Raw genomic sequence first — 26737 nt, forward strand, 5'->3', positions numbered from 1 at the left:
CGATCAGTTGACGACAGCAAGAATGTCTTTCTCGGAGAGCAACACGTACTCATCGGTGCCGAGCTTGATGTCGGTGCCGGCGTACTTGCTGTAGAGCACCTTGTCGCCGATGCTCACTTCAGGAGCCTGGCGGGATCCGTCTTCATTGCGCTTGCCGGGGCCCACCTGCACCACTTCGCCCACCTGGGGCTTCTCCTTGGCGGTGTCAGGCAGCAGGATGCCGCCGGCAGTCTTCTCTTCGGACTCCGACACCTTGATGAAGATGCGATCTCCGAGCGGCTTGACCGTGGAGACGCTGAGGGAAACAGCAGCCATGGATAGATGCGATAGCAACGACATGGCGCCCGAGACGCCACTGTAAAGAGGGGAGTTGGCACTCCCCCCTCACGAGTGCCAACCTATGCGGCGAGGGTCCATGGCGACCACCCCGAAGCTGTGCGGGTGACCGAACCGTGCATGGGCGCGCAGAGGAGCTGGAAGGCCGAGTGGTAAGGTGGCCCGGCTCCCCCGGGGCCAGGGATCGTCTCAGCACCCCTGTCCCACCAAGCGCTCTCCCCGAATTCCATCCATATGGCTGCTGCTACTGCCACCGGCACCAAAGGCATCGTCCGGCAGGTGATCGGCCCGGTGCTCGACGTTGAATTTCCGGCCGGCCAGCTGCCCAAGATCTATAACGCTCTCCGCATCGAGGCGAAGAACTCCGCCGGCCAGTCCATCGCCCTCACCGCCGAAGTGCAGCAGCTGCTCGGCGACCACCGGGTGCGGGCCGTGGCGATGAGCAGCACCGATGGTCTGGTGCGCGGCATGGAGGCCCTGGACACCGGCGCCCCCATCTCCGTGCCCGTGGGGGAAGCCACCCTGGGCCGGATCTTCAATGTGCTCGGCGAGCCTGTGGATGAGCAGGGTCCCGTGAGCACCACCCTGACCGCCCCGATCCACCGCGAGGCCCCCAAGCTCACCGAGCTGGAGACCAAGCCCCGGGTGTTCGAAACCGGCATCAAGGTGATCGACCTGCTGGCCCCCTACCGCCAGGGCGGCAAGGTGGGCCTGTTCGGCGGAGCCGGGGTCGGCAAGACCGTGCTGATCCAGGAGCTGATCAACAACATCGCCAAGGAGCACGGCGGTGTGTCCGTGTTCGGCGGCGTGGGTGAGCGCACCCGCGAGGGCAACGACCTCTACGAGGAATTCAAGGAGTCGGGCGTGATCAACGCCGACGACCTTTCCAAGTCGAAAGTGGCCCTGTGCTATGGCCAGATGAACGAGCCCCCCGGCGCCCGCATGCGGGTGGGTCTCTCGGCCCTCACCATGGCCGAGCACTTCCGGGATGTGAACAAGCAGGACGTGCTGCTGTTCATCGACAACATCTTCCGCTTCGTGCAGGCCGGCTCCGAAGTGAGCGCCCTGCTGGGCCGCATGCCTTCGGCTGTGGGCTACCAGCCCACCCTCGGCACCGACGTGGGCGAGCTGCAGGAGCGCATCACCTCCACCCTGGAGGGATCGATCACCTCGATCCAGGCCGTCTACGTGCCCGCCGACGACCTCACCGACCCTGCTCCCGCCACCACCTTTGCCCACCTGGACGCCACCACCGTGCTGAGCCGCGGTCTGGCCTCCAAGGGCATCTACCCCGCTGTGGATCCCCTGGATTCCACCAGCACCATGCTGCAGCCCGCCGTGGTGGGCGATGAGCACTACCGCACCGCCCGTGCCGTGCAGAGCACCCTGCAGCGCTACAAGGAGCTGCAGGACATCATCGCCATTCTGGGCCTCGACGAACTGTCCGAGGACGACCGTCGCACGGTGGACCGGGCGCGCAAGATCGAGAAGTTCCTCTCCCAGCCCTTCTTCGTGGCTGAGGTGTTCACCGGCATGCCCGGCAAGTACGTGAAACTGGAGGAAACCATCAAGGGCTTCAACATGATCCTGGCCGGCGAACTCGATCACCTCCCCGAGGCGGCCTTCTACCTCGTCGGCAACATTGATGAAGTGAAGGCCAAGGCTGACAAGATCCTGGCTGATTCCAAGGGTTGAACCCGTCCTGTCAATCCTGAGGTCTCACGATGTCTTTAACCCTGAGAGTTCTGGCCCCAGACCAGAGCGTTTTTGACGGCAGCGCTGACGAGGTGATTCTGCCGACCACCACCGGACAGGTGGGCATCCTTCCGGGACACGTCACCATGCTGGCCGCACTGGATACCGGCGTGATGAGGCTCCGCGGGGCAGGGGGCTGGTCCTCCATCGCCCTGCTGGGTGGCTTCGCTGAAGTGGAGTCCGATGAGGTCACCGTGCTGGTGAACGGGGCTGAGCTGGGCAGCAGCATCGACGCCAGCGCAGCCCAGGCGGAATTCGAATCTGCCCAGCAGGCTGCCGCAGCCTTCGAAGGCCAGAGTCCGAGCACCGAGAAGCTCAAGGCCCAGCAGGCCCTGGCGAAGGCAAGGGCCTGGCTGCAGGCCACCCGGGGCCAGAGCTGAATCTCCCTCCCTGGTGCATCACTGCGGGCCATGGACACCATGGCCCTTTTTCATGCCGCGATCATGTCATGGCGCCATGAAAAAGCCCCCTCGAAACAACGAGGGGGCCAAGGCCCTGGAGTGGTGACCAGGATTCAGGCGGTGCCGCAGAAGGTGACATCGGGGAACTTGAGCTTGGCCTCATCGAGGCTCTTGCCCTTGCCCTCCTCCTGCCAGTAGTTGATCACCTCGGTGGCTTTGTTGAGGATCTCCACCCGCTCGTTATCGGTGATCCAGCTCTTGCCCTCCAGCTCGGTCTTGAGGGTTTCCCAGGCATCCTCCCGGGGCCAGAAGAAATAGGCCGTGAGGGGGCTCGGGCCGCCGCCCACGATCTGGTCCACAGCGAGGGCCACGTTCTCGGGCAGCCAGAGGATCTTCAGCAGGAAACGGCCCTCATCCGCCTTCGGCGTGTAACCGGAGGGGACGCCGTCCTCATCGATGGTGGCGGAGGCCAGGGCGGCGCTGCCACCACGCATCACCGGACGCCCCTGGGAGGCGCTGTCTTCAGTGGCGGCCGCCACCTCGGGCGCATCGCTCACGGCAGCGCCGGCGGCGCTCTCGGTGGCTGTCATGGTGTCGGCGCTCAAGGCAGAAAGTCAAACAACTAACCTATCAGCCGAGCCGCACCCCTCCCCTGATTCCGCGCGCCGTCCTGCTGTTCGACATCGATGGCGTGATCCGGGATGTGGCAGCCAGCTACCGCCGCGCCCTGGCCGAAACCGTGCGCCACTACAGCGGTTGGCTGCCCGACGCGGCCACCGTGGATGGCCTCAAGGCCGAAGGCCGCTGGAACAACGACTGGGACGCCTCCCTGGAGCTGCTGCGTCGCCACGGCCAGGACCCACTGCCGGATCGCGACTCGCTGATCGGGGTGTTCAGCGGCTTCTATTTCGGCGGCGATCCCCTGGGCGACCCTCTCCAGTGGACGGGTTTCATCGGCCATGAGCCCCTGCTGGTGGAGCCGGTGCTGTTCGAGCAGCTCGACAGGGCCGATGTGGCCTGGGGCTTCGTGAGTGGTGCCGAACCCCCCTCGGCCCGCTACGTGCTGGAGGAGCGCCTCGGCCTGGCGGACCCGCCCCTGGTGGCCATGGGCGACGCCCCCGACAAGCCGGATCCCACGGGACTGCTGCGCCTGGCCAGGCAGCTGGCGGGCACCGAACTCGGAACCGGCTCCAGCCCGCCGGTGGCCTACCTGGGCGACACGGTGGCGGATGTGCTCACGGTGGTGGGGGCCCGCCAGGTGCAGCCGCAGCAGACCTTCCTGGCCCTGGCAGTGGCGCCGCCCCACCTGCACGGGTCGTCCCTGGCCCGCCGCCGCTACGAGGACAGCCTGAGGAAGTCGGGAGCGGATGCCGTGATCTCCAGCACGGGCTCCGTGCTGGAGAGCCTCGAGCGCCTGCTCGCTCCCTCGCGGCTCATCGCTCCATCGCCGCGAGGCTCTTGAGGGCAGCGGCCGTGAGCACCTCATGACCGCGATCGCTCACGGCCACGTCGTCCTCGATGCGGATGCCGATGCCCTTCCAGCGCTCCTCGATGGCCGGCTGGCCCTCCGGCACCGCCAGGCGATCGCTCACATAGAGCCCGGGCTCCACGGTGAGCACCATGCCCGGCTCCAGCTCCACCGGGTGTTCCCCCAGCCGGTAGGCCCCCACGTCGTGCACGTCCAGCCCCAGCCAGTGGCCGGTGCGATGCATGTAGAGGTGCCGGTAGGCCCCCTGCTCCACGATCCCGTCCACGCTGCCGCTGAGCAGGCCCAGGGTGACGAGGCCCTCCACCAGCACCCGCACGGCGGCCAGATGGACGGCTTCTGCGGTGACGCCCGGGGCCACGCTGGCCACGGCGGCCTCCTGGGCAGCGAGCACGAGCGCGTACAGATCCCGCTGCTCTCCGCTGAAACGACCGTTCACCGGGAAGGTGCGGGTGATGTCGCCGTTGTAGTAGTCCGTCAGGCTGCAACCGGCGTCGATCAGCAGCAGATCACCGTCCCGCAGGGGGGCGTTGTTGGCGGTGTAGTGCAGCACGCAGGCGTTGTCGCCTCCCGCCACGATCGAGCCATAGGCCGGTCCGCGGGCGCCCTGCTCGAGGAAATGCTGCTCGATCACCGCCTGCACCTGGCGCTCGTTCAGGCCTGGACGGGCCACCTGGCGCGCCAGCTCATGGGCTTCGGCGGAGATGCGGGCCGCCTCGCGCAGCCGGTCCAGTTCGTCGGGCCCCTTGCGCAGCCGCAGGGCATGCAGGAGAGGGCAGGGCGCCACGAGCCCGAGGGCGGCGGAGCCGCGGCGGGGAGCCCGGTCGAGCTGCTGGGCCCAGGCCTTCAGCACCAGCGGCTCCACCGCCGGGTGGCGGCCGACGCGAAAGGCGATCCCCTCCGCACCCTCGAGATAGTGGGGCAAGCGCTGGGCCAGTTCAGCCAGGGGGTGCGCCACGGACGCGCCGAAGCGCTCCACCGCCCCTTCCGTGCCGCAGCGCACACCGTTCCACACCTCGGCTGTGGGGTCCTTGGGGTGCACGAACAGCACGAAGGGCGCGTCGTCACGGTGGGGCAGGAACAGGGCCACCGCATCGGGTTCGTCGAAACCGGTGAGGTACCAGAAGTCACTGTCCTGGCGGAAGGGGTACTCGCAGTCGGCGTGATGGGTCACCAGGGTCGCCGCCGGAATCACGGCCGCCGCTCCACCCAGCTGCTGCAGAAAGCGAGCGCGACGCTCGGCGTAGATCACCATTCCAGGGAGTCAGGCTGTGCCAATCCTGCCGGCCACTGTGGGACAGCCGCGGCCCGGGCCGATTTAATGGAGCCATGCCCGCCACCACCCCGCCGATCCACCGGCCGTCCTCCTGAATGAACGACCTGCTGGTTCTGGCCCTCCTGGTGGTGGTGGTGCTGGCGGGCTCGGCGCTGTGCTCCGGAGTGGAAGCGGCCCTGCTCACCGTCAATCCGGTGCGGCTGCATGAACTGGCGGCCCGCCCCAGGCCCGTGCGGGGGGCTCGCCGGCTGGCCCAGCTGCGCCAGCGGCTGGGCCGCACCCTCTCGGTGCTGGTGATCGCCAACAACGGTTTCAACATCTTCGGCAGCCTGATGCTGGGCGGCTACGCGGCCCACGTCTTCGGCCGCTACGGCGTGGAGGGCCCCGCCCTGCCGCTGTTCTCCGTGGGACTGACCCTGCTGGTGATGCTGCTGGGGGAGATCCTGCCCAAGGCCCTCGGCAGCAGACTGGCGCTGCCGGTGGCGCTGGCCGCGGCACCGGCGCTGCACCTGCTGGGCCAGCTCATGCTCCCCCTGGTGCTGCTGCTGGAGCGGGTGCTGCCGGCCATCACGGCCGAAAGCGAGATCAGCACCGACGAGGAGGAGATCCGCCTGCTGGCCCGGCTCGGGTCCCAGAGGGGCCAGATCGAGGCCGATGAGGCCGCCATGATCTCCAAGGTGTTCCAGCTCAACGACCTCACCGCCCGGGACCTGATGACCCCGCGCGTGGCGGCCCCCACCCTGCGCGGAGCCAGCCGGCTGGCGGAGTCCCGGGACCTGCTGCTCTGCACGCCCGATCCGTGGTGGGTGGTGCTCGGGGAAGAGGTGGACGAAATCCTGGGTGTCGCCAGCCGGGAACGGCTGCTCACCGCCCTGCTGGAGGGCCATGGCGAGCGCACCCCCGACGACCTCAGCGAACCGGTGGAGTACGTGCCGGAGATGATCCGGGCCGATCGGCTGCTCACGGGATTCCGCCGCAACAGCGGTGGCGTGAGGGTGGTGGTGGACGAGTTCGGGGGCTTCGTCGGGGTGATCGGCGCCGAAGCGGTGCTGGCGGTGCTGGCGGGCTGGTGGCGCCGTCCCCAGCCTGCCGAGGAGGATCGGGGGGAATGAGCGGCGGCCCGGCCCAGTCCCCTGTGCCTCCGGCGGCGGCCGAGCGGGCACGCCTGCTCCTGGAGCCATGGAGAGCCTCCCTCCAGCTGAATGGTCGGGAAGCCGGCCTGCTGGCCGGCGAGCTGGCTGCCGTGGACCGACAGCTGCTGCGCCTGGCCCAGCGGAGGCCGCGGGTCGCGGTGTTCGGGCGGGTGGGGGTCGGCAAGTCGAGCCTGCTCAATGCCCTGCTGGATGAGGAGGTCTTCGCCACCGATGTCGCCCATGGCTGCACCCGGCATCAGCAGGCCGCGGCGTGGGACCAGCCCCTGGCGGGCCTGGCAGGGGCGGAGCTGGTGGACACCCCCGGCATCGACGAGATCGGCGCCGCATCCCGGGCCCGCCTGGCCGGGCGGGTGGCCCTCGGATCCGATCTGGTGCTGATGGTGCTGGATGCCGATCTCAGCCGCGTGGAACTGGAGGCCCTCGAGGTGCTGCGCGCCAGCGGCAAGCCCCTGCTGCTGGTGCTGAACCGCTGCGACTGCTGGCCGCAGGAGGAACTGCCCGCCCTGCTGGCCAGCATCCGGCGCCGGCTGCCGCCGCAGGCCAGGGCGCTGGAGCTGATCGCGGTGGCCGCGGCCCCGCGCCAGGCCCGGCTGATGCCCGATGGCCGGGTGCGCTCCGAGCTGCGTCCAGCGGCTGTCGGCCCCCTGCGGCAGGCCCTGATCGCTCTGCTGGAAGGCCACGGCGAACTGCTGCTGGCCATCAACAGCCTGCGCAGTGCCGAGCGGTTCCATCAGGTGCTTCAGGAACACCGGCTGCGCCAGAGCCGCCGGGCGGCCCAGGGGCTGATCGGCCGTTTCGCCGCCATGAAGGCCACCGGCGTGGCCGTCAATCCGCTGGTGCTGCTGGATCTGGCCGGAGGCCTCGCCTGCGATACGGCCCTGGTGATGCAGCTGTGCCGGTTGTACGGCCTGCCGATGGGGGCCGGCGCCGCACGGCAGCTGCTCACCCGCCTGTCGGGGCACAACGCCCTGCTGGGCGGCGCCCAGCTGGGGATTCAGGCCCTGCTGGGCGGGCTGCGCCAGGTGCTGCTGGTGGCGGCCCCCTTCACCGGCGGCCTGAGCCTGGCCCCCGCGGCGCCGGTGGCGGTGGCCCAGGCGGCCCTGGCCGTGCACACCACCCGGCGCACCGGCGAGCTGGCGGCCCTGGAACTGATGCGCGGCGCCAGACGCGGCGGCCGCCCGGGAGCCCTGCTGCGGCGGCTGGCCGCCAGCGACCCCAGCGCGCGCCGCTGGCTCGGCCGCTGGCCGGAGAGGGACGGCAGCCGCTTGACTCCAGGGCGCGGCAACGCTCTCGGGGAGGGCCTGCTGCCGTGACCGCCCCCCCGGCCGAAGCCAGCCTGGAGCCGAACTCCAGCCGCGGCGTGATCGCCCTGTTCGGCACCAGTGCCGATCCTCCGACCCTGGGACACCAGGCCCTGCTGCGGGGGCTTCTGGACCACTTTCCGAGGGTGGCCACCTGGGCCAGCGACAACCCGCTCAAACAGCACGGTGCCCCCCTGGCGGAGCGGGCGGCGTTGCTCGGAGCCCTGGTGAGGGGTCTGGCCGATCCCCGCCTGGAGCAGCACCAGGAACTCAGCAGTCCCTGGGCGATCACCACCCTCGATCGGGCCGCGCAGACCTGGCCGGGCCGGGAGCTGGTGTTCGTGGTCGGCAGCGATCTGGCCCCCCAGATTCCCCGCTGGAAGGAGGGCCAGGCGGTGCTGCGGCGCTGCCGCCTGGCGATCGTGCCGCGGGAGGGCTGGCCGGTCGACAGCGCCGAACTGGAGCCCCTCCGGGCCCTCGGCGCCCAGCTGCAGGTGCTGCCCCTGGCCATCCCGCCCACGGCCAGCTCCGCCCTGCGCCTGCAGCCGGATCCCCGCCAGATTCCGGCGAGTGTGTGGCCCGTGCTGCTGGAGCACAATCTCTACGGCCTCGCCGATCCCTCCTGATGCGCCTTGCCCTGGCCCAGCTCAACCCGCTGGTGGGAGATCTGGCCGGCAATGGGCAGCTGATCCTCGAGGCCTGCCGGCAGGCCGCCGCTGCCCAGGCCGATCTGGTGCTCACCCCCGAACTCTCGCTCTGGGGCTACCCACCGCGGGACCTGCTGTTCCATCAGGCCCGTCTGGCCGCCCAGGCCACCGCGCTGGACAGGCTGGTCGCTGAGCTGGCCGGCTGCGAAGGTGCGCCGGCCGTGCTGGTGGGCATTGCCGAGGCCAGCGGCAGCCGGGAGCTGCCCAATCTCTACAACGCCCTGGCCCTGGTGGAGGGAACCGGCTGGCGGGTGGTGGCCCGCAAGCAGTTGCTGCCCACCTACGACGTGTTCGATGAGCAGCGCTATTTCCGCCCCGGCACGGAGCCTGCCGTGCTCGCGTTCGGCAGGGGCGCCCGCCAGTGGCGCCTGGGGCTCACCATCTGCGAAGACCTCTGGGTGGAGGAGGACCTGCAGGGGCAGCGCCTGGCCGGCCCCGATCCCGTGGCGGCGCTACAGGCCCGGCAGGTGGAGGTGCTGATCAACCTCTCCGCCTCACCGTTCAACCCGGCCAAGGCGGACCTGCGCCAGGCCCTCGCCGCCCGGGCGGCCCAGCGGCTCGGCTGCCCGGTGGTGTACGTGAACCAGGTGGGCGGCAACGACGAGCTGGTCTTCGACGGGGCCAGCTTCGTGGTGGGCTCCACTGGGGCGGTGCTGTGCCAGCTGCCCAGCTGCCGGGAAGCCCTGGAGCTGTGGAGCCCTGCATCGTCTGCCGGCAGCCCGCCCCCCCCTGCAGCGGTGCTGCCGGCTCCGATGGAGCAGCTGTTCCGCGCTCTGGTGCTGGGTGTCCGCGACTACGCCGGCAAGTGCGGCTTCCAGCGGAGCCTGCTCGGCCTGAGCGGCGGCATCGATTCGGCCCTGGTGGCGGTGATCGCCTCCGCCGCCCTGGGGCCTGCCGCCGTGCGCGCGCTGCTGATGCCCTCACCCTGGAGTTCGGAGGGCTCGATCGCGGATGCTCTGGCACTGGCGGATCGCCTGGGCCTGCCCACCAGCACCCTGCCGATCGGTCCGCTGATGGGCGGCTTCGATGCGGCCCTGCAGCCCGCCCTGGGCCATGCCCCCACCGGGCTGGCAGCGGAGAATCTGCAGTCGCGGATCCGCGGCACCCTGCTGATGGCCGTGGCGAACCAGGAGGGCCAGCTGCTGCTCTCCACCGGCAACAAATCCGAGCTGGCCGTGGGCTACTGCACCCTCTACGGCGACATGAACGGCGGCCTGGCCGTGATCGGTGACCTCTACAAAACCACCGTGTTCGCCCTGGCGGACTGGCTCGACAGCCCGGCCTCCATGCCCTGCCGCCGAGACGTCGGCCTGCCCGCCGAGGGGGAGCTGATCGGCCTGGCCATCCGCAGCAAGCCCCCCAGCGCCGAACTGCGGCCCGACCAGCGCGACAGCGACTCCCTGCCGGACTACGCCGAGCTCGACCCCCTGCTCGAGGCCCTGGTGGAACAGCGCCGCAGCGCTGAAGAGCTGGCTGCGGAACCCCGCTTCGGGCCACTGGCGCTGCAGGTGGGCCTGCTGTTGCGCCGGGCTGAATTCAAGCGCCGGCAGGCCGCGCCCGTGCTGAAGGTGAGCGGTCACGCCTTCGACAGCGGTTGGCGCATGCCGATCGCCGCTGGCTGAGCCAGGCTGGTGGGGCGCCTCCTGCGTTTGATGGCCTCCCAGGCTTCGGCTCCAACGCTCACCGCCCCCATGGCGAGCATCGGTGTGCCCCGTGAGATCAAGCGCGACGAGCGCCGTGTGGCCCTCACCCCCGATGGGGTGCAGGAGCTGGTGTCCCAGGGCATGGAGGTGCGGGTGGAGGCCGGCGCCGGGCTGGGGGCGGGCATCGCCGATACCGACTTCGCCGCCGCCGGTGCCCGCCTGGTGAACCGGGAGGAGGCCTGGGCCGCCCATCTGGTGGTGAAGGTGAAGGAACCCCAGCCGGAGGAATTCGGCTTCCTGCGCAGCGATCTGGTGCTGTTCACCTACCTGCACCTGGCCGCGTACCCGGATGTGGGCCGGGCTCTGCTGGAGGCCGGCACCACCTCGCTGGCCTACGAAACGGTGCAGCTGGAGGACGCCAGCCTGCCGCTGCTGGCCCCGATGAGCGAGATCGCCGGCCGTCTGGCCGCCCAGGTGGGCGCCCACCTGCTGGAGCAGCCCCACGGGGGCCGGGGGATCCTGATGGGAGGGTGCACGGGCGTACGCCCGGCCCGGGTGGTGGTGCTGGGGGCCGGCACGGTGGGATGGAACGCCGCCCGCATCGCCGCCGCCATGGACGCCGAGGTGTTCCTGCTCGACCGCTCGCCCCAGCGGCTGCGTCAGCTGGAGGCCGACCGGCGCGGACGGCTGGTGAACCTCGTGAGCAGCCGCAGCCTGGTGGAACGCCTGGTGCCCGGCGCGGATCTGGTGATCGGCGCCGTGCTCACCCCCGGCGGCCGTGCCCCCACCCTGGTGGAGGAAGCCCTGGTGCAGCAGATGAAGCCAGGCTCGGTGATCGTGGATGTGGCCATCGACCAGGGGGGCTGCATCGCCACCAGCCGCGAGACCACCCACACCGACCCGGTGCATGCGGTGCATGGCGTGCAGCACTACGCCGTGGGCAACATGCCGGGAGCGGTTCCCTTCACCTCCACCGAGGCCCTGGTGAGCGTCACCCTGCCCTACATCCTGGTGATGGCGGGGCGGGGGCTAGCCGAGGCGGTCACCGACCGGCCGGAACTGCTCTCGGGGCTGAACACGGTGGATGGTGCGGTGTGCCATCCAGGCGTGGCCAAGGCGCTGGGGGTGGCACCGCGGCACCCGATGGCCTGCCTGCGCTGAGCGTCCCGGGGCCGTGCTGAATCCTGGCCGCATCCGCATCCTCGCCGTGGGCAAGGTGCGCAAGTCCTGGGTCCGCGAGGGCCTGGAGGTGTACCGCAGGCGGATGCCGGGCCTCTCCATCGTGGAGCTGAGGGATACCGATCCGGTGCGGGAAGCCCAGGCGATCCGCGCCGAACTGCGCAGCGATGAACAGCTCATCACCCTGAGCGAGGAGGGCCGCACCTTCCGCTCACGGGAGCTGGCCCACCACCTGAACCAGAGCGGATCCGATCGCCTGGCCTTCGTGATCGGCGGCGCCGACGGCCTCGATCCGGCCCTGCGGGCCCGGGCCCAGTGGCAGCTCAGCCTCTCGGCCCTCACCTTCCCCCACGAGCTGGCCAGGCTGCTGCTGCTGGAGCAGCTCTACCGGGCCCAGACCATTCTCCAGGGGGGGCCGTATCACCGGGAATAGGGCAGGCAGCCAGGCAGCCCACTGCGGCGCCGCCATCCACCACGCCCTGATCCACATCCTTCGGCCCCCACCGCCGATCCTGCCCTCGCCACCGGCCCGCCACCCATGCCCCAGTCCCGCCGCTGCCGAGCCCTCCTGCTGGTGCTGCTGCTGAGCCTGATGCCTCTGCCCGGCAGGGCGGCGGCCGATCCGGCCGCGCTGCGCAGCGCTGTGGACGATGCACGCCGCCAGGGCCAGCTGCGCGCCGTGCTGGTGCGGGTGAGTGTGGACGGAGAGGACCTGCTGCGGATGGTGAGCGGCGAGTCGTTGCCGGGGCAGCCCGCCACCACGGCGATGCGCTTCCGCAGTGGCGCGGTGGCGATGGCGTACCTCGCCACGCTGCTGCTGCGGCTGGCGGAGCAGGGCGTGGTGGACCTCGACGCTCCGGTGCGGCGCTGGCTGCCGGAGGTGCCGCACACCGAGCGGGTGAGCCTGCGCCAGCTGGCCCAGATGACGGCCGGCTACCGCGACGATGTCCGCAACCCCGCCTTCATCGCGGCCTTCGAGCGGAACCCCTTCCGCCGTTGGCGCAGCGAGCAACTGCTGGCCTTCGCCGAGCCGGCCAGCCTGCTCTACCCGCCAGGCACCAACTGGAACTACTCCCACACCAGCACGCTGCTGCTGGGGATGGCCCTGGAGCGGGCCGGCGGCGCACCCCTGGAGCGGCTGCTCCAGCAGCAGGTGCTCAGCCCCCTGGGGCTGAAGCACACCGGCGACACGGGGACGGCGGCGATTCCGCCCCCCGTGCTGCACGCCTACTCCGAGGAGCGGCGCAGCGCCCTGGCGCTCCCGCCCGAGCGGGGCTTTCTCGAGGAGAGCACCTTCTGGGATCCCTCCTGGACGCTGCCGGCCGGGGCGGTGCAGACCACCACCCTCGATGACCTCCACGCCACGGCGGTCGGCATCGGTGGCGGAGCCCTGCTGACGCCCGCGTCCTACCGCGCCATGGTCAACACCGACCTGCGCGGACGCACCACAGCCCTGCCCGGCTGCGGCACCTGCTTTCCCCAGAGCGAGGGCTACACCTTCGGCATGGGGATCGTCACCACGGGGCGCTGGCTCACCCAGAACCCCCTGTTCGGGGGCTATGCCGCCGCCTTCGGCTACCACCCGCAGCGGCGCATCGCCATCGCGGTGGCCGTGACGTTCAGGGAGGAGGCCTTCCAGCCGGATGGCACCTACGTCAACGAAGCTGACCGGCTCTTTCGCCGTCTGGGTGCCCTGCTCCCGCCCGAGGATCCCCCTCCCCCTCCCCGCCAGCCCAGGCCGGCCCGGGGGGCAGGGGCTGGAGCGGCCGACTGAGGGCACCGGGATGGATGCCTTCCCGCAAAGCCAGCACCAGGCCCGCCGCTTCGCTGTAACTCGAGGCGGACAGGACCTTCAGCCCCAGGGCGGCGGCATCCACCTCCAGCACGCCGGGGTTGTGCACCGCGATCAGGGGAATCCCCCGCTCGGCGCTGGCCAGCACCGCCGCGCCTCCCAGGGCGGTGGCGGGGGCCACCACGGCCCCGATGCCGCTGGGGTGAAGCCAACCCGGCGGCCAGTGCTCCGGAGCCGAGCTGGGCAGCGCCACCAGATCGGGCGCCTGGCTCAGACCCACCAGCACACAGGGCAGGAAGGTGTGCCCGATCTCCTCGGCGGCAGCCCTGGGGTCGAGCTGCGGGTCCAGGGGAAGGGCAGAGAGGGCGGGGGCATGGGCGCAGGGCAAGCCGAGGTGATCCGTGAGCAGATGGCTGATCACCGCCTCCGCCCCTGCCAGGACATCCACCCCGGAACCGCTGCGGTAGGCGGCCAGGGCTTCGCTGCCCGGATCCTCGGGAAAACGCGCCACCGCCGCGATCGCCGTGGCCCCGGCATCGCGCAGACGCTCGCCGGCCCGCAGCAGGGCATCCGGCCGGAGCAGACGGCCCCAGCTGGAGCCACTGGGCCCTTGCTCCAGAGTCACTTCCAGGGGCAGATCGGTGACGACCACCGGCCCGAGATCGAGACCCAGCGTGGCGCGGCAGGCTTCGATCACCTGCAGGTGCCGCTGGCGCAGGTCCACCTCGATGCCGGCATCCAGCAGCACGCCGACCCGCTGGGCACGCACCGGCCGCAGAGCCAGCTCCCGGGCTGCGAAGCGATCGAGGGCCGCTCCCTCCACGTAGTGAATGCGGGGATCACGCCAGTAGAGCGCCGCGCCGTTCATCACATTGGGATGGGTCACCAGACAGCCACTGGCCGCTGCCAGCAGCCGGGCCGCCGGCAGCGCATCACCGGCGTAGCCCCCCACCTGGCAGCCGATGCCGGTGGGGATCACCATCAGGGTGAGCAGGGGTTCTGCTGGGCTCATCCCTCGCCGCAGAACTGCACCGGATCCTCGCGGCACACCACGGTCTCCACGGTGAGGAGGGCCTCCACGGTGAGGAGGACCTCGTCAGGGAGCGACCCCGATCCACGCTCCACGGCCGTGATCGCCCAACGCAGGGGGCGGCCCTCGGCTTCAAGGGCGGCCAGCACCTGGGGCCGCAGGGCACCTGGCTGGCGCCGCAACCGCAGCACCCGGGGTTGCAGACGCAACGGTGGGCTCATCGCAACCCCCCTCATTTCTGGTACTGGCCGAACTGGATCTCATAGAGAGCGTCTTCCATCCCAGCGGTGAGGGAGAGATCGCTAGTCGGAAAAGCGACGCAAAGCAGGGCATAACCCTCCTGCTTGAGTTCGTCCTTGACCCCCATGGCATCGGGCTGGTGCACCGTGCCCTCGCTGATACGGGCCGCGCAGGTTGTGCAGACCCCTGAGCAGCACGAGCTGGGGAGCGGCACCCCGGCGGCCTCTGCCGCAGCCAGCACGGTCTGATCGGCGCGGCAGGGAAAGCTGTGGGTCACTCCCTCGTAGACAGCCGTGATCGTGAAGGTCTGGGGTTGAGTCACTGAAGACGCCGAGTGGTTTTGGGCAGCACGCCCATCTTCCCAGTTGATGGCACCCGGCTGATCGCAGCCTCGGGAGCAGCGCCGATGGGACTGGCGCGAGCACTTCAGCAGGCCTGCCAGGCACTGGGATGGGGGGCCAGGTACTCCGGAGGGTGCTGCCCAGGGGGCGCGGTGAGAACGAAGTCGATGCTCAGAGAACAGCGGAGCGCGTCCGGATCCTGGTTCGGGAGCACGGCATGCTCCAGGCAGGAGGGGAACAGCACAAAGAGGCCTGCGCGGGGCGGCAAATCCCAGTGGCCTGCGCACCAGGGAGAACTCAGCAGCGGTCCGTCATGCCCGACCGCCATGCCCGGTACCAGCTCGTTCACCTGGCGGGAGGGGAACAACCGCAGGCATCCCTGGCGACCGGAGCCGTCGCCCGTGAAGTAGTAGACCCCGCTGAGATGGGCGTTGGGATGGTAGTGACGGCCCACGACCTGGTCAGCCTCACTGATCACAGGCCAGCACCGCTGGATGTGGAGAGACACCCGATCACGCTGAAAGCCGAGCTGGTCCAGGAAGGCATGGCCGAGGCGGCTGAGTTCCCCTGCGAGCGGGGAGAAGCTGGGGTGGGTGTGCAGCTGCCACACCCCGTGGAGATCGCCCGTCCATGCGCATCCAGGGTCTGGATTGCTGCAACCCTCGCCCCGGAGATGATGCAGGGCCTGCAGCTGGATCGCCAGATCCATGGGATCGGGATGCAGCTGCGCCTGGGCCAGCGCCACCGGGAACAGGGACTGGATGTGCAGTGGAGACGCTGCTGCAGTGCGCGCAGGCATGGTCCGGACCCTGGCTAGGAAGACGACGGCATCCCTGGATCACTGGCGTACCCAGAAAGGGGGGCCAGTGCCCAGGGGGGATACGCAAGCGCAACCGGTAGGAGCCCTTCCCCTCGTCGGGGAAGGGAAGGGTCCCGAGGGAAGGGGAACCGATTGCTCAGGACATGGCGGCGGCGCCGCCGACAACCTCGAGGATCTCCTGGGTGATCGCCGCCTGACGGGCCTTGTTGTAATCCAGGGTCAGGGTCTTGGCCAGAGCCTTGGCATTGTCGCTGGCATTGTTCATGGCCGTCATGCGGCTGGCCAGCTCGGAGGCGGCGGCTTCCTGGAGGGAGCGCAGCAACTGGTTCTGCAGGTAGAGGGGGAGCAGGGCATTGAGCAACTGCTCCGGACTCTGTTCGAACACGATGTCCGAGGGAAGGCTCGGAGCCGCGTTGGCCGAAGTGCCGGGTTCCACCACCAGACGGCCCTCCCGGGTGGTCAGCCGGAAGATCTCATCCTCCGGGGTGGCGATCCCCTGGGGATCGAGGGGGAGCAGGGTCTGAATGACCGGACGGGAGCTCACCAGGTTGATGAACTTGGTGAAGATGATCTCCACGCGGTCGGTCGAACCCGAGACGAACTCCGCCAGCACTTCGTTGGCAATGCCCCGGGCTTCCTCGGCACTGGGCACCTGCTCCAGGCCGGTGAAGGTGGCACGGATCTTGTAGGTGTTGGCGCGGTTCTGGAAATAGGTGATCGCCTTTCGGCCGATGAGCACCAGATCCACTGCATAACCCTGCTCGCTGAGTTCAGCGAACCGTTGCTCCGTGCGCTTGATGATGTTGGCGTTGTAACCGCCACAGAGGCCCCGATCACCCGTGATGGCCAGGAGAGTGATGGATTGAACAGGACGCTCTTCCAACAGGGGAGCATCGACGTCTTCAAAGCCCATGCGCGACTGAAGATTTTCCAGAACGCGGGCGAGTCTGTCGGCGAAGGGACGGCTGCGAAGCACCTGCTCCTGGGCACGGCGCACCTTGGCGGCCGCCACCAGACGCATGGCCTCGGTGATCTTGCGGGTGTTCTTGACCGAACTGATGCGGTCGCGGATTTCCTTGAGGTTTGCCATCAGAACACTCCTCCTCAGATCGAGGCCAGCATGGTCGACTTCACCTCAGCAATAGCCTCTTTGAGCAGGGCTTCAGCTTCCTCGCTGAGCACCTTCTCATTCTGCACTTTGGAGATGTAGTCAGCCTTGTTGGTTTTGAGGTACTCGCGCAGCTCTCGGCAGAACTGAACCACCGACTCCACAGGGATCTCATCAATCAGACCCTTGACACCGGCGTAGACGACAGCCACCTGCTCGGCGAGATTGAGGGGGCTGAACTGCGGCTGCTTGAGAATTTCGCGAAGGCGCTTGCCACGGGCAAGCTGGGCCTGGGTCGCGGCATCCAGATCGGAGGCGAACTGGGAGAAGGCCGCGAGTTCATCGAACTGGGCCAACTCGAGCTTGAGAGTGCCGGCAATTTTCTTGATCGCCTTGGTCTGGGCAGCACCACCCACCCGGCTCACGGAGATGCCCACGTTGATGGCAGGACGAAGGCCTGAGTTGAACAGGTCGGAACTGAGGAACACCTGGCCATCGGTGATCGAGATCACGTTGGTGGGGATGTAGGCCGAAACGTCGCCCGCCTGAGTCTCGATGATCGGCAGGGCGGTCATGGATCCCTTGCCCATCTTGTCGGAGAGCTTGGCGGCACGCTCGAGCAGACGGCTGTGGCAATAGAACACATCGCCGGGGTAAGCCTCGCGACCGGGCGGCCGGCGAAGCAGCAGAGACATCTGGCGATAGGCCTGGGCCTGCTTGGTGAGGTCGTCGTAGATCACCAGGGTGGCCTTGCCCTGGTACATGAAGTATTCGGCCAGGGCTGCTCCGGTGTAGGGAGCCAGGTATTGCATTGCAGCTGCCTCAGAGGCGCTGGCACACACAACGATCGTGTAGTCGAGGGCGCCCTTCTCGCGCAGCACATCGACAACGTTGGCGACAGAAGCATTCTTCTGGCCGATGGCCACATAGACGCACACCACGTCCTGGCCCATCTGGTTGATGATGGTATCGATCGCGATGGCGGTCTTACCGGTCTGACGGTCGCCGATGATGAGCTCGCGCTGGCCGCGACCAATGGGGATCATCGCGTCAATCGCGGTGATGCCTGTCTGCAGGGGTTCATGCACCGACTTGCGCTCGATGATGCCGGGCGCCATCGACTCGATCAGGCGGGATTCGGTGGTGGCGATGTCACCCTTGCCGTCGATGGGCTGACCCAGAGAGTTGACGACCCTGCCCAGCATGGCGTCACCCACGGGCACCGAAGCGATCTTGCCGGTGGCCTTGACCGTGCTTCCCTCCTGGATGCCACGGCCCTCGCCCATCAGCACCACGCCGACGTTGTCGTCCTCCAGGTTGAGAGCGATGCCCTCGGTACCATCCTCGAACTGAACCAGCTCCCCGGCCATCACCTGCTGGAGGCCGTAGACCCGGGCGATGCCGTCACCGATCTGCAGCACGGTTCCAACGTTGCTGACCGAAACAGATTTGTCGTAGTCCTCAATCTGCTGCTTGAGGATGGCGCTGATCTCGTCGGGGCGGATGGAAACCATGATTTGGAAGTCCCTGCAGGGGAGCTGATGGAGAGAAGGCGGAGAAGAGGAAGCGTACTGGGTGGAGCGGCTAGCTCGCCCGGGCCAGCGCCAGACCCAACCGACGCACCTGACCGGAGAGGCTGGCGTCAATCACCTGGGAGCCCATGCTCACGATGAAGCCACCGATCAGTGCGGGGTCAATCTGGATCTCAAACTCAACGGAGTCAGTGCCGGCAATGGCCTTGACCTTCTCGTTGAGCAGGCTCTGCTGCTGGTCAGACAGCGGGGTGGCCGCCGTGACCCTGGCGAGCGTGATCTGGCGCAGTTCGCGATAGAGCTCCAGGAAACGCAGCAGCACCGCATCGAGCATGGCGATGCGCTGGCGGTCGGCCAGCAGCTTCAGGAGGTTCTGCAGCGAGGCAGTGAGCTGGGCATCGAAGAGGGCCGCCAGGGCACTTTTCTTGACCTCGGGCTCCAGCACGGGGGAGGTCATGGCAGCCCGCAGCTCGGGGCTGGAGGACCACACCTGGAGCAGACCCCGAACCTGCTCGGCCACCAGATCAGTGTCCTGGCGGGATTCAGAAACCTGAAGCAGGGCCTCGGCGTAGGGGGTGGCGATGGTGTTGAGGAGAGGCATCAGTCGTTCCCCAGGTTGCGGATGGACTGGTCGATCAGCCGGGTCTGGGCAGCGTCATCGAGCTTGGACGGCAGGGAAGCCAGGGCACGCTCGATGGCCTGCCGGGCGGCTTCGCGGCGAAGCAGATCGGAGACCCGGGCAGCCTCGGAATTGAGGTCAGCCACGGCATCTTCCTTGAGCCTGGCCATCTCCTCGATGGTGCGCTTCTCGCTCTCCTCACGCACCGCAGCTGCCCTTGCCACGCCATCGCGACGGATGGACTCGGCCTTGTGCTGGGCGGCGGCCAGATCGGACTGGGCCCGCTCAAGCTCTGCGGTGGCACTGCTGAGCCGATTTTCCGCGTCGGAAAGATCTGCGAGAATGGACTCGCGACGGCGTTCCAGCATCCCCCCCAGAAATCCCCTGAGGAACCAGACCAGGACCCCGATCACAATGACCAGGTTGATCAGATTCGTTTCGAAGGGGTTGAAGTTGATGCCGAAACCGCCGTGGTGGGCGAAAAGGGCTGGTGCCGGGAACTGGATGGTCATGATGCGGCCAGCAAACGATCGACGATGAGGGAGCCGAGTCGCTCAGCCTCCACCTGGAGAGCACCGAGCGCGCGGTCCTTCTCAGATTCGATCTCGCGGCGAGCCGTTTCACGGGTGGCGATCGCCTCGGCCTGGGCCGACGCCAGAGCATCCCGGTAGAGCTTGTCGGAGTCCTGCTCGGCCTCCAGGATCAGCTTCTGGGCCTGCTGACGGGCCTCCTTGAGCTGTTCCGTGAGATCGGCCTCCAGGCGTTTCACCTGGGCCAGCTTCTTCTTGGCTTCAGCACGGCTGGTGGTGATGAAGCCTTCGCGCTCCTCCACTGCCCGACCGACGGGGCGGAAGAACAGGGCATTGAGAATGAAGGTGAGGATGACGACCTGGACCGCCATCAGCGGCAAGGTGGCATCGAGGTCGAAAAGACCTCCCTCCGGTGCACTGGCAGCGGCACTGGAGGCGGCATCAGCTGCGGTGAGCAGAAGCCAGCTGGTCATGGGGAAAAGGCGCCAGGGTGGACAGGAGAGCCGTCACCGAGGGGAGCGGATGGCCACTCCCCTCGGACCGATGATCAGCCTGCGAACGGGTTGGCGAACAGCAGCACCAGAGCCACGACCAGGCCGTAGATGGTGAGAGCTTCCATGAAGGCCAGCGACAGCAGCAGGGTGCCACGGATTTTGCCCTCAGCCTCAGGCTGGCGGGCAATACCCTCCACAGCCTGACCGGCTGCGGTGCCCTGGCCGATGCCAGGGCCGATGGCGGCGAGACCCACGGCCAGAGCAGCGGCCAGAACGGAAGCGGCGGAGGTCAGATCACTCATTGGTGGAAAAGAGGTAAGAGAGCGCAGGGAGAGCGCGGGAAGGGCTAGGCGCGCCCGGGACACCGAAGGGGTGGGCCCGGTTCCACCCGGACCTGCGCGCGATGAGTTTGCCAGACCGTGGGGACCGGCCTGGCGGAGAGATGGTCAGTGGTGCTCTTCGTGGACGGCCTCGCCGATGTAGTTGGCAGCGAGGGTGGCGAAGATCAGGGCCTGGATGGCACTGGTGAACAGGCCGAGGAACATGGCCGGCAGCGGAACGATGACCGGCACCAGGAATGCCAGAACGGCCACGACCAGTTCATCGGCAAGGATGTTGCCGAACAGACGAAAGGACAGGGAGAGCGGCTTGGTGAAATCCTCGATGATCTTGAACGGGAGCATGATCGGGGTGGGCTCCACGTAATATTCGAAATAGCGGAGACCCTTGCGGCTCAGCCCGGCGTAGAAATAAGACAATGACACCAGCAAGGCCATGGCCACAGTGGTGTTGATATCCGCTGTCGGAGCTCCCAGCTCACCATTGGGCAGCTCGATCAGCTTCCAGGGGATCAGAGCGCCGCCCCAGTTGCAGACAAAGATGAAGAGGAAGAGAGTACCGATGAAGGGGAGCCAGTCTCGGTATGCCTTTTCACCAATCTGCTCCCGAGCCAGATCGCGGAGATAATCCCAGAGAAACTCCAGAAGGTTCTGGACACCTCGAGGATCGCGCTCCATCTTTCTGGTGCCCACGACGATAAGAACGAGGAGGGCGCCGATCACGACCCAGGAACTGATGAAGACCTGGCCATGAAGCTGAAGATTGCCGAGGTGCCAGTAGAACTGCTGGCCAACCTCCAACTCAGCGAAGGGAAGATGAAGGGGCAAGGGAACCATGGAGGTGATGTGGTTCAGGGATTGATGAAGGCCTGCAGCAGCAGGGCGGGTTTGTAAAGCACAAAGCCAGCCAGAGCCGGCAACAGCTCGATCGCTGGAACCTTGGCGGCCGATACCACCAACAGCGCCGGCACCACGATCTGAAAACGACCGAGTGAGCGCGACTCCGGACCAAGGCGGCCGACGCTCCTGGCCAGCAGCCGCAGGTAGAGGAGCCCACAGGCGCCACCCAACGCGAGGCTGCGGGCCGCGGCCCCATCCACCGCGATCCAGGTGATCAGCACCACCACCGCGGTGACCATCGCCGTGGCCACCAGAAGGCGACGCTGGAGACGGAAATAGTCGTCAGGTTGCGGACTGGCGGCCCCGGCGGGAACCGGGAGATCAGCGGAGGCAGCACAACCCGGCTCAGACCCGGCAGTGGCGGGCTGGGCGCAGGATTCCTTGGGGATGGTGTCCTGCAAGCGCGCCGTACGGCAAAAGCCACGGCAACTTATCACGCAGCGTTAAGCGACCAGATGGAGCACCCCGAGACCGGCGAGGTGGCGGGCCCGGCTGCAACGCTCCGCAGCATCCATCGCCAGGGGAAGGTCGCCGAGACCCAGGCTGGGTTCGCCTTCCCAGACCTGCAGCAGGCCCAGGTCCTCCGCCTGGATGCTGAGTGGCATCAGATCTGGTCCCAGCAGCTCCGTGGACGGCCAGCCCCACAGGCAGCGGCTGACCGTTCCCCGGCACTGCAGCAGCGCACTGTCGTCGCTCCAGGACGGACGCTCGATCGCCCCCTTGGTGAGGAAGAATTCGAAGTGGCTGATGTCCGGATCCAGCTGCTCCACCAAAGCCCACTGCTGCTGGGGAGACAATTCGCGGGCACGCTCCAGCAGCTCACCGTGCAGCAGACGGGCCGGATCCCAGACCTGGGGATTGGAGAAACCCGCGAAGCTGAGTTCTGCACTGGCAACGAACCGCATCAGGCCGTCGAGGTCGTAGCTGGTCTCCTGGGGATGCAGGTACATGTCGGCGAAATTGACATCGGCCGTGGTGTCCAGAGCCCAGCGCTGATCGTGATGGCGGCGCAGTCGGTTGGATTCAGGCAGAACCCGGAACAGCTCGCGCCCGATGCGGAGACCTTCCTGCCCGGTTCCGGCCGACAGCAGCCGCAGCGCTCTCTGCGTGCGATGGATTTCCCACCGTCCGGCATCCGCGTAGAGGAACAGGTGAAGCACGCCCCCCGGCCTCAACAGGCGGGCCAGAGCCTGCAGGCCTGCCTCCGGCTCGCGGAGATGGTGCAGCACGCCCACGGAATTGATGTAGTCGAAAGGCCCCTCACCCTCGAGGTCGAGGAGGCTGCGCTGCTCGATGCGCAGCTCCGACACCTTCGACGCCGCCCCGGATCGGTGCGTGCGCTCGCGGGCCACCGCCAGGGATCCTGGGCTGATGTCCACGGCCAGAACGCGGGACCCCGGATTGAGATGGCAGAGGTAGTCGGTGCTCACCCCGGTGCCGCAGCCGGCATCCAGCACGTTCCAGCAGCGGCCAGCGTCTCCGGCGTGGGCAGGAGGTAGAACGCCGTGGACACAGGCCCAGGCACTGTCGACGCACCAGCGCCAGTTGTAGCCCGGGGGCGGACCGTCCTGCAGGGGGTCGCCGGGGTAGGGGAAACGGTCGTAGAAGGCACTGACCGTGGGCGTGGCGGCGTCGCTGACGGACACGGGGCTCGGGGGGGCTACCCAGGGAGCATTTCACGGCTGCTCCCCTGGCCAGGGTGGGGCTGCAAACATTTGTTCATGCCGCCGGTGGGGGCCACGGGGCCAGCCGTAAGTTGGCCCAGCCCGGTTCGCTCTCGTCAATGACCGTGACCGCCAGCAGCGGCAGCACAAGGGTTGCTCCCCAGCGTTACGACACCCTGCCGCTGTCCAGCGTCCGTCAGGCGGAGCAGGAGGACCGCTTCCCCGACGGAGGCGAACTCGACAACCTCATCACCTTCTTCCAGAGCGGCCAACGGCGGGTTGCAGCGGCGCAGCGGCTCTCGGAAAACGCCGATTTCATTGTCGCCAAAGCGGCGAACAGGATCTTCTCCGGTGGCACGCCGCTCTCCTATCTCGACGCGCCCCTGAGTCCCAGCGCGCGCGGTGGCGGTGATGGCAGTCCCCTCGCTGCCGACCAGGCCGCCTTCCAGCGCTCCGTCCAGACCTTTGCCGGTGCCACCGGGACCAGTGGCAAGGGGAATCTGATCAGCAGGTTGCTCGAGGGTGCGGGCGGCGATGCCGACGTCCGGGTGGTCCTGCCCACCGGTTTCACGCCGATCTCGGTGGGGATCTACGGCACAGCCCGGATGCGCAAGTCGATCCGCGATCTGGCCTGGTTCCTCCGCTATGTGGGCTATGCGCTGGTGGCGGGGGATCCGAGCATCCTCGCCGTGAACACCCGAGGGCTGCGGGATGTGCTCGAAAAAGCCTGCTCCCTGGCGGCCACCAACGTCGCCCTGCAGGAGATGCGGGCCGCTGCGGCCGGCCTGTTCAAGGCGGAGCCGGAAGCCCGCCAGTTGGTCATCCAATACTTCAATGTCCTGCTGAACGAACTGGCCGTACCCACCCCCTCGGCCCGCCAGCGGCTGGGCAGTCCCGTGAACCAGGGACTGCAACTCCCCGCCACCTACGCCCTAGGGGCTCAGGGCAAGGCCCAGCGCTTCGTGATGAAGCCGGCAATGACCGGGGCCCAGAAAGCCGAGGTGATCCGCGCGGCCTATCGGCAGGTGTTTGAGCGGGACATCGTCAAGGGCTACAGCCAGGAGGTCTGTCCCGTCGAAGCGACCCAGGTGCGCCAGGGTCAGATCTCGATGCGGGAGTTCATCCGTGCCCTCGGACGCAGCAGGGAGTACCAGAAGCAGTTCTACGGCCGGTTTTCCAACAGCAGGGCCGTTGAACTCGCCTTCCGCCACTTCCTCGGTCGAGGGATCAGTTCCAGGGAGGAATTCACAAAATTCTTCGACATCGTCAGCGCCCAGGGCCTGCCCGGCCTGGTCGACTGTCTGGTGAACTCGATGGAGTATGCCAGGGTTTTTGGTGAAGAAACCGTTCCCTATCTGCGGGATCTGGGCGAAGAGGCCCAGGAGAGTGCCGGCTGGGGTTCCAATCGAAAGCTGTTCCGCTTCAGTGCACCCTTCGAAGGGGCTCCGCAGTACGTCACCCTCTATGCGGCCTACCGCCAACCCTTCCCCGACCAGCATCCCTACGGGGGTGGCAACGACCCCCTCGGCCTCACCTATGGCGCCATCTTCCCCTCCGGCACGGCCAAGGTGGCGACGCGACCAGTTCCCTTCAGCTACGACAGCCGCAGAATCCTGATCGGCAACGGGTTGAACCAGCCTGGCCAGATGGGCAGCACCCAGTTCCGCAAGGCAGAACCCCGCAGGGTTGGGCCACGGGTGGTGCGCCTGCAGCAGATCGCCACGGGTGGCAACTCTGTACCTCGTCGCGGCGGCCAGCCGAGTGTGCGGAACACGGAGTCCAGCACCCAGGCCGTGATCAACGCGGTGTACGTGCAGGTGCTCGGGAACACCGGCTATGCGGGGGAGCGGAACAAAGTTGAAGAGATCAAGCTCGAAAATGGGGATATCAGTCTCAGGGAATTCGTCCGCCAGGTAGCCAGGTCGAATGCATTCAGAAGGCGTTACTGGAGTGGTCTCTACATCACCAAAGCCATCGAGGTGATGCACCGCCGGCTCCTTGGGCGCCCCACGTTTGGCCGCTGGGAGATCGACGCTTACTTTGATACAGCTGCCCGCCTTGGCTTCTATGGCGTGGTTGATGCCATGCTCAACAGCCGGGAATACAACGACTGCTTCGGGGAGGACACCGTTCCCTTCGAGCGTTTCATCACCCCCACGGATCGCACGGCACGCAAGGTTCCAGGGCTGAATCGCCCCTTCAACGCATCGGCCTACACCGACCTCACCCCGGCCAAGCGGCCCGAGGTCACGCCTCCGCAAGCAGTTCGCACCGTCGGAGACATCACCCCGCGCAACCTGCCGGAGCGGTCGACAGTCGTTCGCGGGGGCTGGAGCGCCAAGATCGCCGGCGGCGTGGTGAACACCCCAGCTCCAGGGGCGTTCGAGAGCCGCAGCATCCGGCAGCGACCAGCCCCTAGCCGCACCTGGCGTGATCCTGGAGTGAGCGCGTACTGGAGCACTCCCGGCGGTGCCGGGTTCACTGGCCCTGCTCAGAGCGCCCCAGCCAGTGGGGACTGGAAGAAAGCCGTGAGCACCAACCTCGCCACGGCCACCGCCCTGCAACCGGGCGATGCCATGCGCAATGCGCTGCGTCCTGGCCAACCCCAGGGGTTCCAACGGCGTCAGAGCCTGGGCCGTCCCGTTCGCGTCGGCCGCACAGCCACCGAAACCCAGGTTCAGGAAGCCCTCGAAGCGGTCTACCGTCAGCTGCTCAACCGGATTCCCCTGACCGCGGAACGGCTCACGGATGCCGAATCCCAGTTCCGCAACAACCAGCTCACCGCAGCAGAGTTCGTTGAACAGCTGGCCACCACTGATCTGTTCCAGCAACGTCTCAACCGGATGGCCCCACTGAGAGCTGCCTCGGCGGCCTACCTGGCGCTGCTCGGCAGGGCTGCCGAACCCCACGAGGTGAGTCGGTTCCTCGCGATCCGTTCCAAGCGGGGCCAGGTGGCCGCCGTGCAGGACTTGCTCAACTCCTCCGAATACGCCACCGCGTTCGGCCAGGACACCGTGCCTTTCCTCCGAGGTCTCCGCACGGCTCCAGGCCAGCCTCTGACCACCGTGAACCGAACGGCGGCGCTCTATGCCGGCAATGCCGGGTTGACTCCGAGCCCCAAGGGAGCCCTCTGAGCAGACACCTCCAGGAGCGCCGGTCCGCTCCCCTGAGCCCCCCCCCTGGCATGCCCCCATGGGCCCAGCCCCGGATCAGGACCTCTGAAGCCACACCACCACCGAGCCCACCACCATCGAGATATCTCGATGGTGGTTTTCTTGTTGCCGTGAGTTAGCTGCGCGAACAAAGATTTCCGTCTTCCGCCACAGCATGCAGCTCAAGATTTAAAAACTGGAATGAACAGGCAAAGGGTTTGACCGCTATTGGAAACATCGTTGAGATCCGTTGCGGCACAAGGGCTTTCAGAAAGGCACCCGCCATGAAGAACTGTTACCGCAGCGGGAGGCATCGCGGCTCCTTGGCGCAGAATGATTCGGCGATCGGCGCGAGTCGATCACTCCCTTACCCACCGGATACCGGTCTCCGTCAAGGCGGCCGCTTGTTTCGAGGCAGAACTGCATGAGCATCGTCTCCAACTCGATCATCAACGCGGACGCCGAAGCCCGCTATCTCAGCCCTGGCGAACTCGACCAGATCAAATCGTTCGTGGCCGCTGGCCAACGCCGCGTTCGCGTGGCTCAGGTCCTCAGCGAGAGCCGCGAACGGATCGTCAAGACCGCCGGAGGAGCGCTCTTCCAGCGCCGTCCTGACGTCATCTCCCCTGGCGGCAATGCCTACGGCGAAGAGATGACGGCTTCGTGCCTCCGCGACATGGACTACTACCTGCGCCTGGTCACCTATGGCGTGGTTGCGGGCGATGTGACTCCCATCGAAGAGATCGGAATCATCGGTGCCAAAGAGATGTACCGATCCCTCGGCACTCCTCTCGATGCGATGGCCGAAGCCATCCGTGAGATGAAGAACGTGGCCACCGGCATGCTCACTGGCGCTGATGCCGAAGAAGCTGGTTTCTACTTCGACTACGTCATCGGCGCCCTCTCCTGAGGCTGCTCTCCCACCTTTCTTCCATCGCC

General features: G+C 67.6%; 28 protein-coding genes. 12 read left to right on the forward strand and 16 right to left on the reverse strand.

All coding sequences use genetic code 11. The features are described from left to right. Nucleotides 1–3: 3 nt before the first annotated feature. Complete coding sequence (groES, locus tag CBM981_RS12950; protein ID WP_006910546.1) at nt 4–315, reverse strand: co-chaperone GroES; 312 nt, start codon at nt 313–315, stop codon at nt 4–6. A 255-nt stretch (nt 316–570) separates the two neighbouring features. Between groES and atpD the strand changes: the two genes are divergently transcribed. Continuing rightward, nucleotides 571–2031: a F0F1 ATP synthase subunit beta gene (atpD, locus tag CBM981_RS12955; RefSeq protein WP_087068740.1), complete on the forward strand. Its 1461-nt coding sequence runs from the start codon at nt 571–573 to the stop codon at nt 2029–2031. 29 nt (nt 2032–2060) lie between these two features. Beyond that, on the forward strand, nt 2061–2471 hold the full coding sequence (gene atpC / locus CBM981_RS12960) for an ATP synthase F1 subunit epsilon (protein ID WP_087068741.1): 411 nt from the start codon (nt 2061–2063) through the stop codon (nt 2469–2471). A gap of 134 nt (nt 2472–2605) precedes the next feature. Here atpC and CBM981_RS12965 read toward each other — a convergent pair whose 3' ends face one another. Next, nucleotides 2606–3082: a 30S ribosomal protein PSRP-3 gene (locus CBM981_RS12965; RefSeq protein ID WP_369801627.1), complete on the reverse strand. Its 477-nt coding sequence runs from the start codon at nt 3080–3082 to the stop codon at nt 2606–2608. A gap of 101 nt (nt 3083–3183) precedes the next feature. Between CBM981_RS12965 and CBM981_RS12970 the strand changes: the two genes are divergently transcribed. Then, nucleotides 3184–3954 carry a TIGR01548 family HAD-type hydrolase gene (locus CBM981_RS12970; RefSeq protein WP_255376826.1) on the forward strand — a complete coding sequence of 257 codons (771 nt, stop codon included), beginning with the start codon at nt 3184–3186 and terminating at the stop codon, nt 3952–3954. Here the strand turns inward: CBM981_RS12970 and CBM981_RS12975 are convergent. Next, nucleotides 3926–5233, reverse strand: coding sequence for an aminopeptidase P N-terminal domain-containing protein (locus tag CBM981_RS12975; RefSeq protein ID WP_087068743.1), 1308 nt, complete (start codon nt 5231–5233; stop codon nt 3926–3928). The genes CBM981_RS12970 and CBM981_RS12975 overlap by 29 nt on opposite strands. 116 nt (nt 5234–5349) lie before the next feature. Here CBM981_RS12975 and CBM981_RS12980 point away from each other — a divergent pair, with 116 nt between their 5' ends. The 7 genes from CBM981_RS12980 to CBM981_RS13010 all read left to right on the forward strand — a co-directional run bounded on the left by CBM981_RS12980 (nt 5350) and on the right by CBM981_RS13010 (nt 13012). Further along, nucleotides 5350–6366, forward strand: a complete 1017-nt coding sequence (locus CBM981_RS12980) for a CNNM domain-containing protein (protein WP_087068744.1) — start codon at nt 5350–5352, stop codon at nt 6364–6366. Next, on the forward strand, nt 6363–7721 hold the full coding sequence (locus CBM981_RS12985) for a GTP-binding protein (RefSeq protein ID WP_087068745.1): 1359 nt from the start codon (nt 6363–6365) through the stop codon (nt 7719–7721). The genes CBM981_RS12980 and CBM981_RS12985 overlap by 4 nt, the downstream gene beginning before the upstream one ends. Further along, a complete protein-coding gene (locus CBM981_RS12990) occupies nt 7718–8335 on the forward strand; it encodes a nicotinate-nucleotide adenylyltransferase (RefSeq protein ID WP_225867397.1) in 618 nt (205 codons plus the stop codon). Before CBM981_RS12985 ends, CBM981_RS12990 begins: the two co-directional genes overlap by 4 nt. Next, nucleotides 8335–10038, forward strand: coding sequence for an NAD+ synthase (locus CBM981_RS12995; RefSeq protein WP_087068746.1), 1704 nt, complete (start codon nt 8335–8337; stop codon nt 10036–10038). Before CBM981_RS12990 ends, CBM981_RS12995 begins: the two co-directional genes overlap by 1 nt. Before the next feature lie 69 nt (nt 10039–10107). Continuing rightward, nucleotides 10108–11220: an alanine dehydrogenase gene (ald, locus tag CBM981_RS13000; RefSeq protein ID WP_087069432.1), complete on the forward strand. Its 1113-nt coding sequence runs from the start codon at nt 10108–10110 to the stop codon at nt 11218–11220. A gap of 16 nt (nt 11221–11236) precedes the next feature. Next, nucleotides 11237–11671, forward strand: a complete 435-nt coding sequence (locus CBM981_RS13005) for a 23S rRNA (pseudouridine(1915)-N(3))-methyltransferase RlmH (protein ID WP_087069433.1) — start codon at nt 11237–11239, stop codon at nt 11669–11671. 105 nt (nt 11672–11776) lie between these two features. Continuing rightward, on the forward strand, nt 11777–13012 hold the full coding sequence (locus CBM981_RS13010; protein WP_087068747.1) for a serine hydrolase: 1236 nt from the start codon (nt 11777–11779) through the stop codon (nt 13010–13012). Here the strand turns inward: CBM981_RS13010 and CBM981_RS13015 are convergent. The 13 genes from CBM981_RS13015 to CBM981_RS13075 form a co-directional block, all read right to left on the reverse strand. Beyond that, entirely contained in the window at nt 12894–14042 is a 1149-nt protein-coding gene (locus CBM981_RS13015) for a DUF3326 domain-containing protein (RefSeq protein WP_157665457.1), read from the reverse strand. The two genes, CBM981_RS13010 and CBM981_RS13015, sit on opposite strands and share 119 nt — an antisense overlap. Continuing rightward, nucleotides 14039–14269: a hypothetical protein gene (locus tag CBM981_RS13020; RefSeq protein WP_087068748.1), complete on the reverse strand. Its 231-nt coding sequence runs from the start codon at nt 14267–14269 to the stop codon at nt 14039–14041. The genes CBM981_RS13015 and CBM981_RS13020 overlap by 4 nt, the downstream gene beginning before the upstream one ends. A 23-nt stretch (nt 14270–14292) precedes the next feature. Beyond that, nucleotides 14293–14622: a 2Fe-2S iron-sulfur cluster-binding protein gene (locus CBM981_RS13025; RefSeq protein ID WP_087068749.1), complete on the reverse strand. Its 330-nt coding sequence runs from the start codon at nt 14620–14622 to the stop codon at nt 14293–14295. Between the two features lie 104 nt (nt 14623–14726). Beyond that, complete coding sequence (locus CBM981_RS13030; protein WP_172820898.1) at nt 14727–15440, reverse strand: TIGR02466 family protein; 714 nt, start codon at nt 15438–15440, stop codon at nt 14727–14729. A gap of 157 nt (nt 15441–15597) precedes the next feature. Continuing rightward, nucleotides 15598–16551 carry a F0F1 ATP synthase subunit gamma gene (locus CBM981_RS13035; RefSeq protein WP_087068750.1) on the reverse strand — a complete coding sequence of 318 codons (954 nt, stop codon included), beginning with the start codon at nt 16549–16551 and terminating at the stop codon, nt 15598–15600. 14 nt (nt 16552–16565) lie between these two features. Further along, the gene (atpA, locus tag CBM981_RS13040; RefSeq protein WP_087068751.1) at nt 16566–18083 is read right to left on the reverse strand and encodes a F0F1 ATP synthase subunit alpha; all 1518 of its coding nucleotides are present in this window, start codon (nt 18081–18083) and stop codon (nt 16566–16568) included. A gap of 70 nt (nt 18084–18153) precedes the next feature. Continuing rightward, the gene (atpH, locus tag CBM981_RS13045) at nt 18154–18702 is read right to left on the reverse strand and encodes an ATP synthase F1 subunit delta (RefSeq protein WP_087068752.1); all 549 of its coding nucleotides are present in this window, start codon (nt 18700–18702) and stop codon (nt 18154–18156) included. Then, entirely contained in the window at nt 18702–19232 is a 531-nt protein-coding gene (locus CBM981_RS13050; protein WP_087068753.1) for a F0F1 ATP synthase subunit B, read from the reverse strand. Before CBM981_RS13050 ends, atpH begins: the two co-directional genes overlap by 1 nt. Beyond that, on the reverse strand, nt 19229–19723 hold the full coding sequence (locus CBM981_RS13055; RefSeq protein ID WP_087068754.1) for a F0F1 ATP synthase subunit B': 495 nt from the start codon (nt 19721–19723) through the stop codon (nt 19229–19231). Before CBM981_RS13055 ends, CBM981_RS13050 begins: the two co-directional genes overlap by 4 nt. A 74-nt stretch (nt 19724–19797) precedes the next feature. Further along, nucleotides 19798–20046, reverse strand: a complete 249-nt coding sequence (atpE, locus tag CBM981_RS13060) for an ATP synthase F0 subunit C (protein ID WP_006911576.1) — start codon at nt 20044–20046, stop codon at nt 19798–19800. A 144-nt stretch (nt 20047–20190) separates the two neighbouring features. Continuing rightward, the gene (gene atpB, locus CBM981_RS13065; protein WP_087068755.1) at nt 20191–20919 is read right to left on the reverse strand and encodes a F0F1 ATP synthase subunit A; all 729 of its coding nucleotides are present in this window, start codon (nt 20917–20919) and stop codon (nt 20191–20193) included. Between the two features lie 14 nt (nt 20920–20933). Next, nucleotides 20934–21233: a hypothetical protein gene (locus CBM981_RS13070; RefSeq protein WP_225867398.1), complete on the reverse strand. Its 300-nt coding sequence runs from the start codon at nt 21231–21233 to the stop codon at nt 20934–20936. 192 nt (nt 21234–21425) lie between these two features. Beyond that, on the reverse strand, nt 21426–22628 hold the full coding sequence (locus CBM981_RS13075) for a trans-aconitate 2-methyltransferase (protein ID WP_087068756.1): 1203 nt from the start codon (nt 22626–22628) through the stop codon (nt 21426–21428). A gap of 137 nt (nt 22629–22765) precedes the next feature. Between CBM981_RS13075 and CBM981_RS13080 the strand changes: the two genes are divergently transcribed. Together CBM981_RS13080 and CBM981_RS13085 are read left to right on the forward strand one after the other, a co-directional pair. Then, nucleotides 22766–25780, forward strand: coding sequence for a phycobilisome rod-core linker polypeptide (locus tag CBM981_RS13080; RefSeq protein WP_087068757.1), 3015 nt, complete (start codon nt 22766–22768; stop codon nt 25778–25780). A 442-nt stretch (nt 25781–26222) separates the two neighbouring features. Beyond that, on the forward strand, nt 26223–26708 hold the full coding sequence (locus CBM981_RS13085; protein ID WP_006911806.1) for an allophycocyanin subunit alpha: 486 nt from the start codon (nt 26223–26225) through the stop codon (nt 26706–26708). The last annotated feature ends 29 nt before the right edge of the window (nt 26709–26737 follow it).

The organism is Cyanobium sp. NIES-981 (assembly GCF_900088535.1).
Lineage (GTDB): Bacteria > Cyanobacteriota > Cyanobacteriia > PCC-6307 > Cyanobiaceae > NIES-981.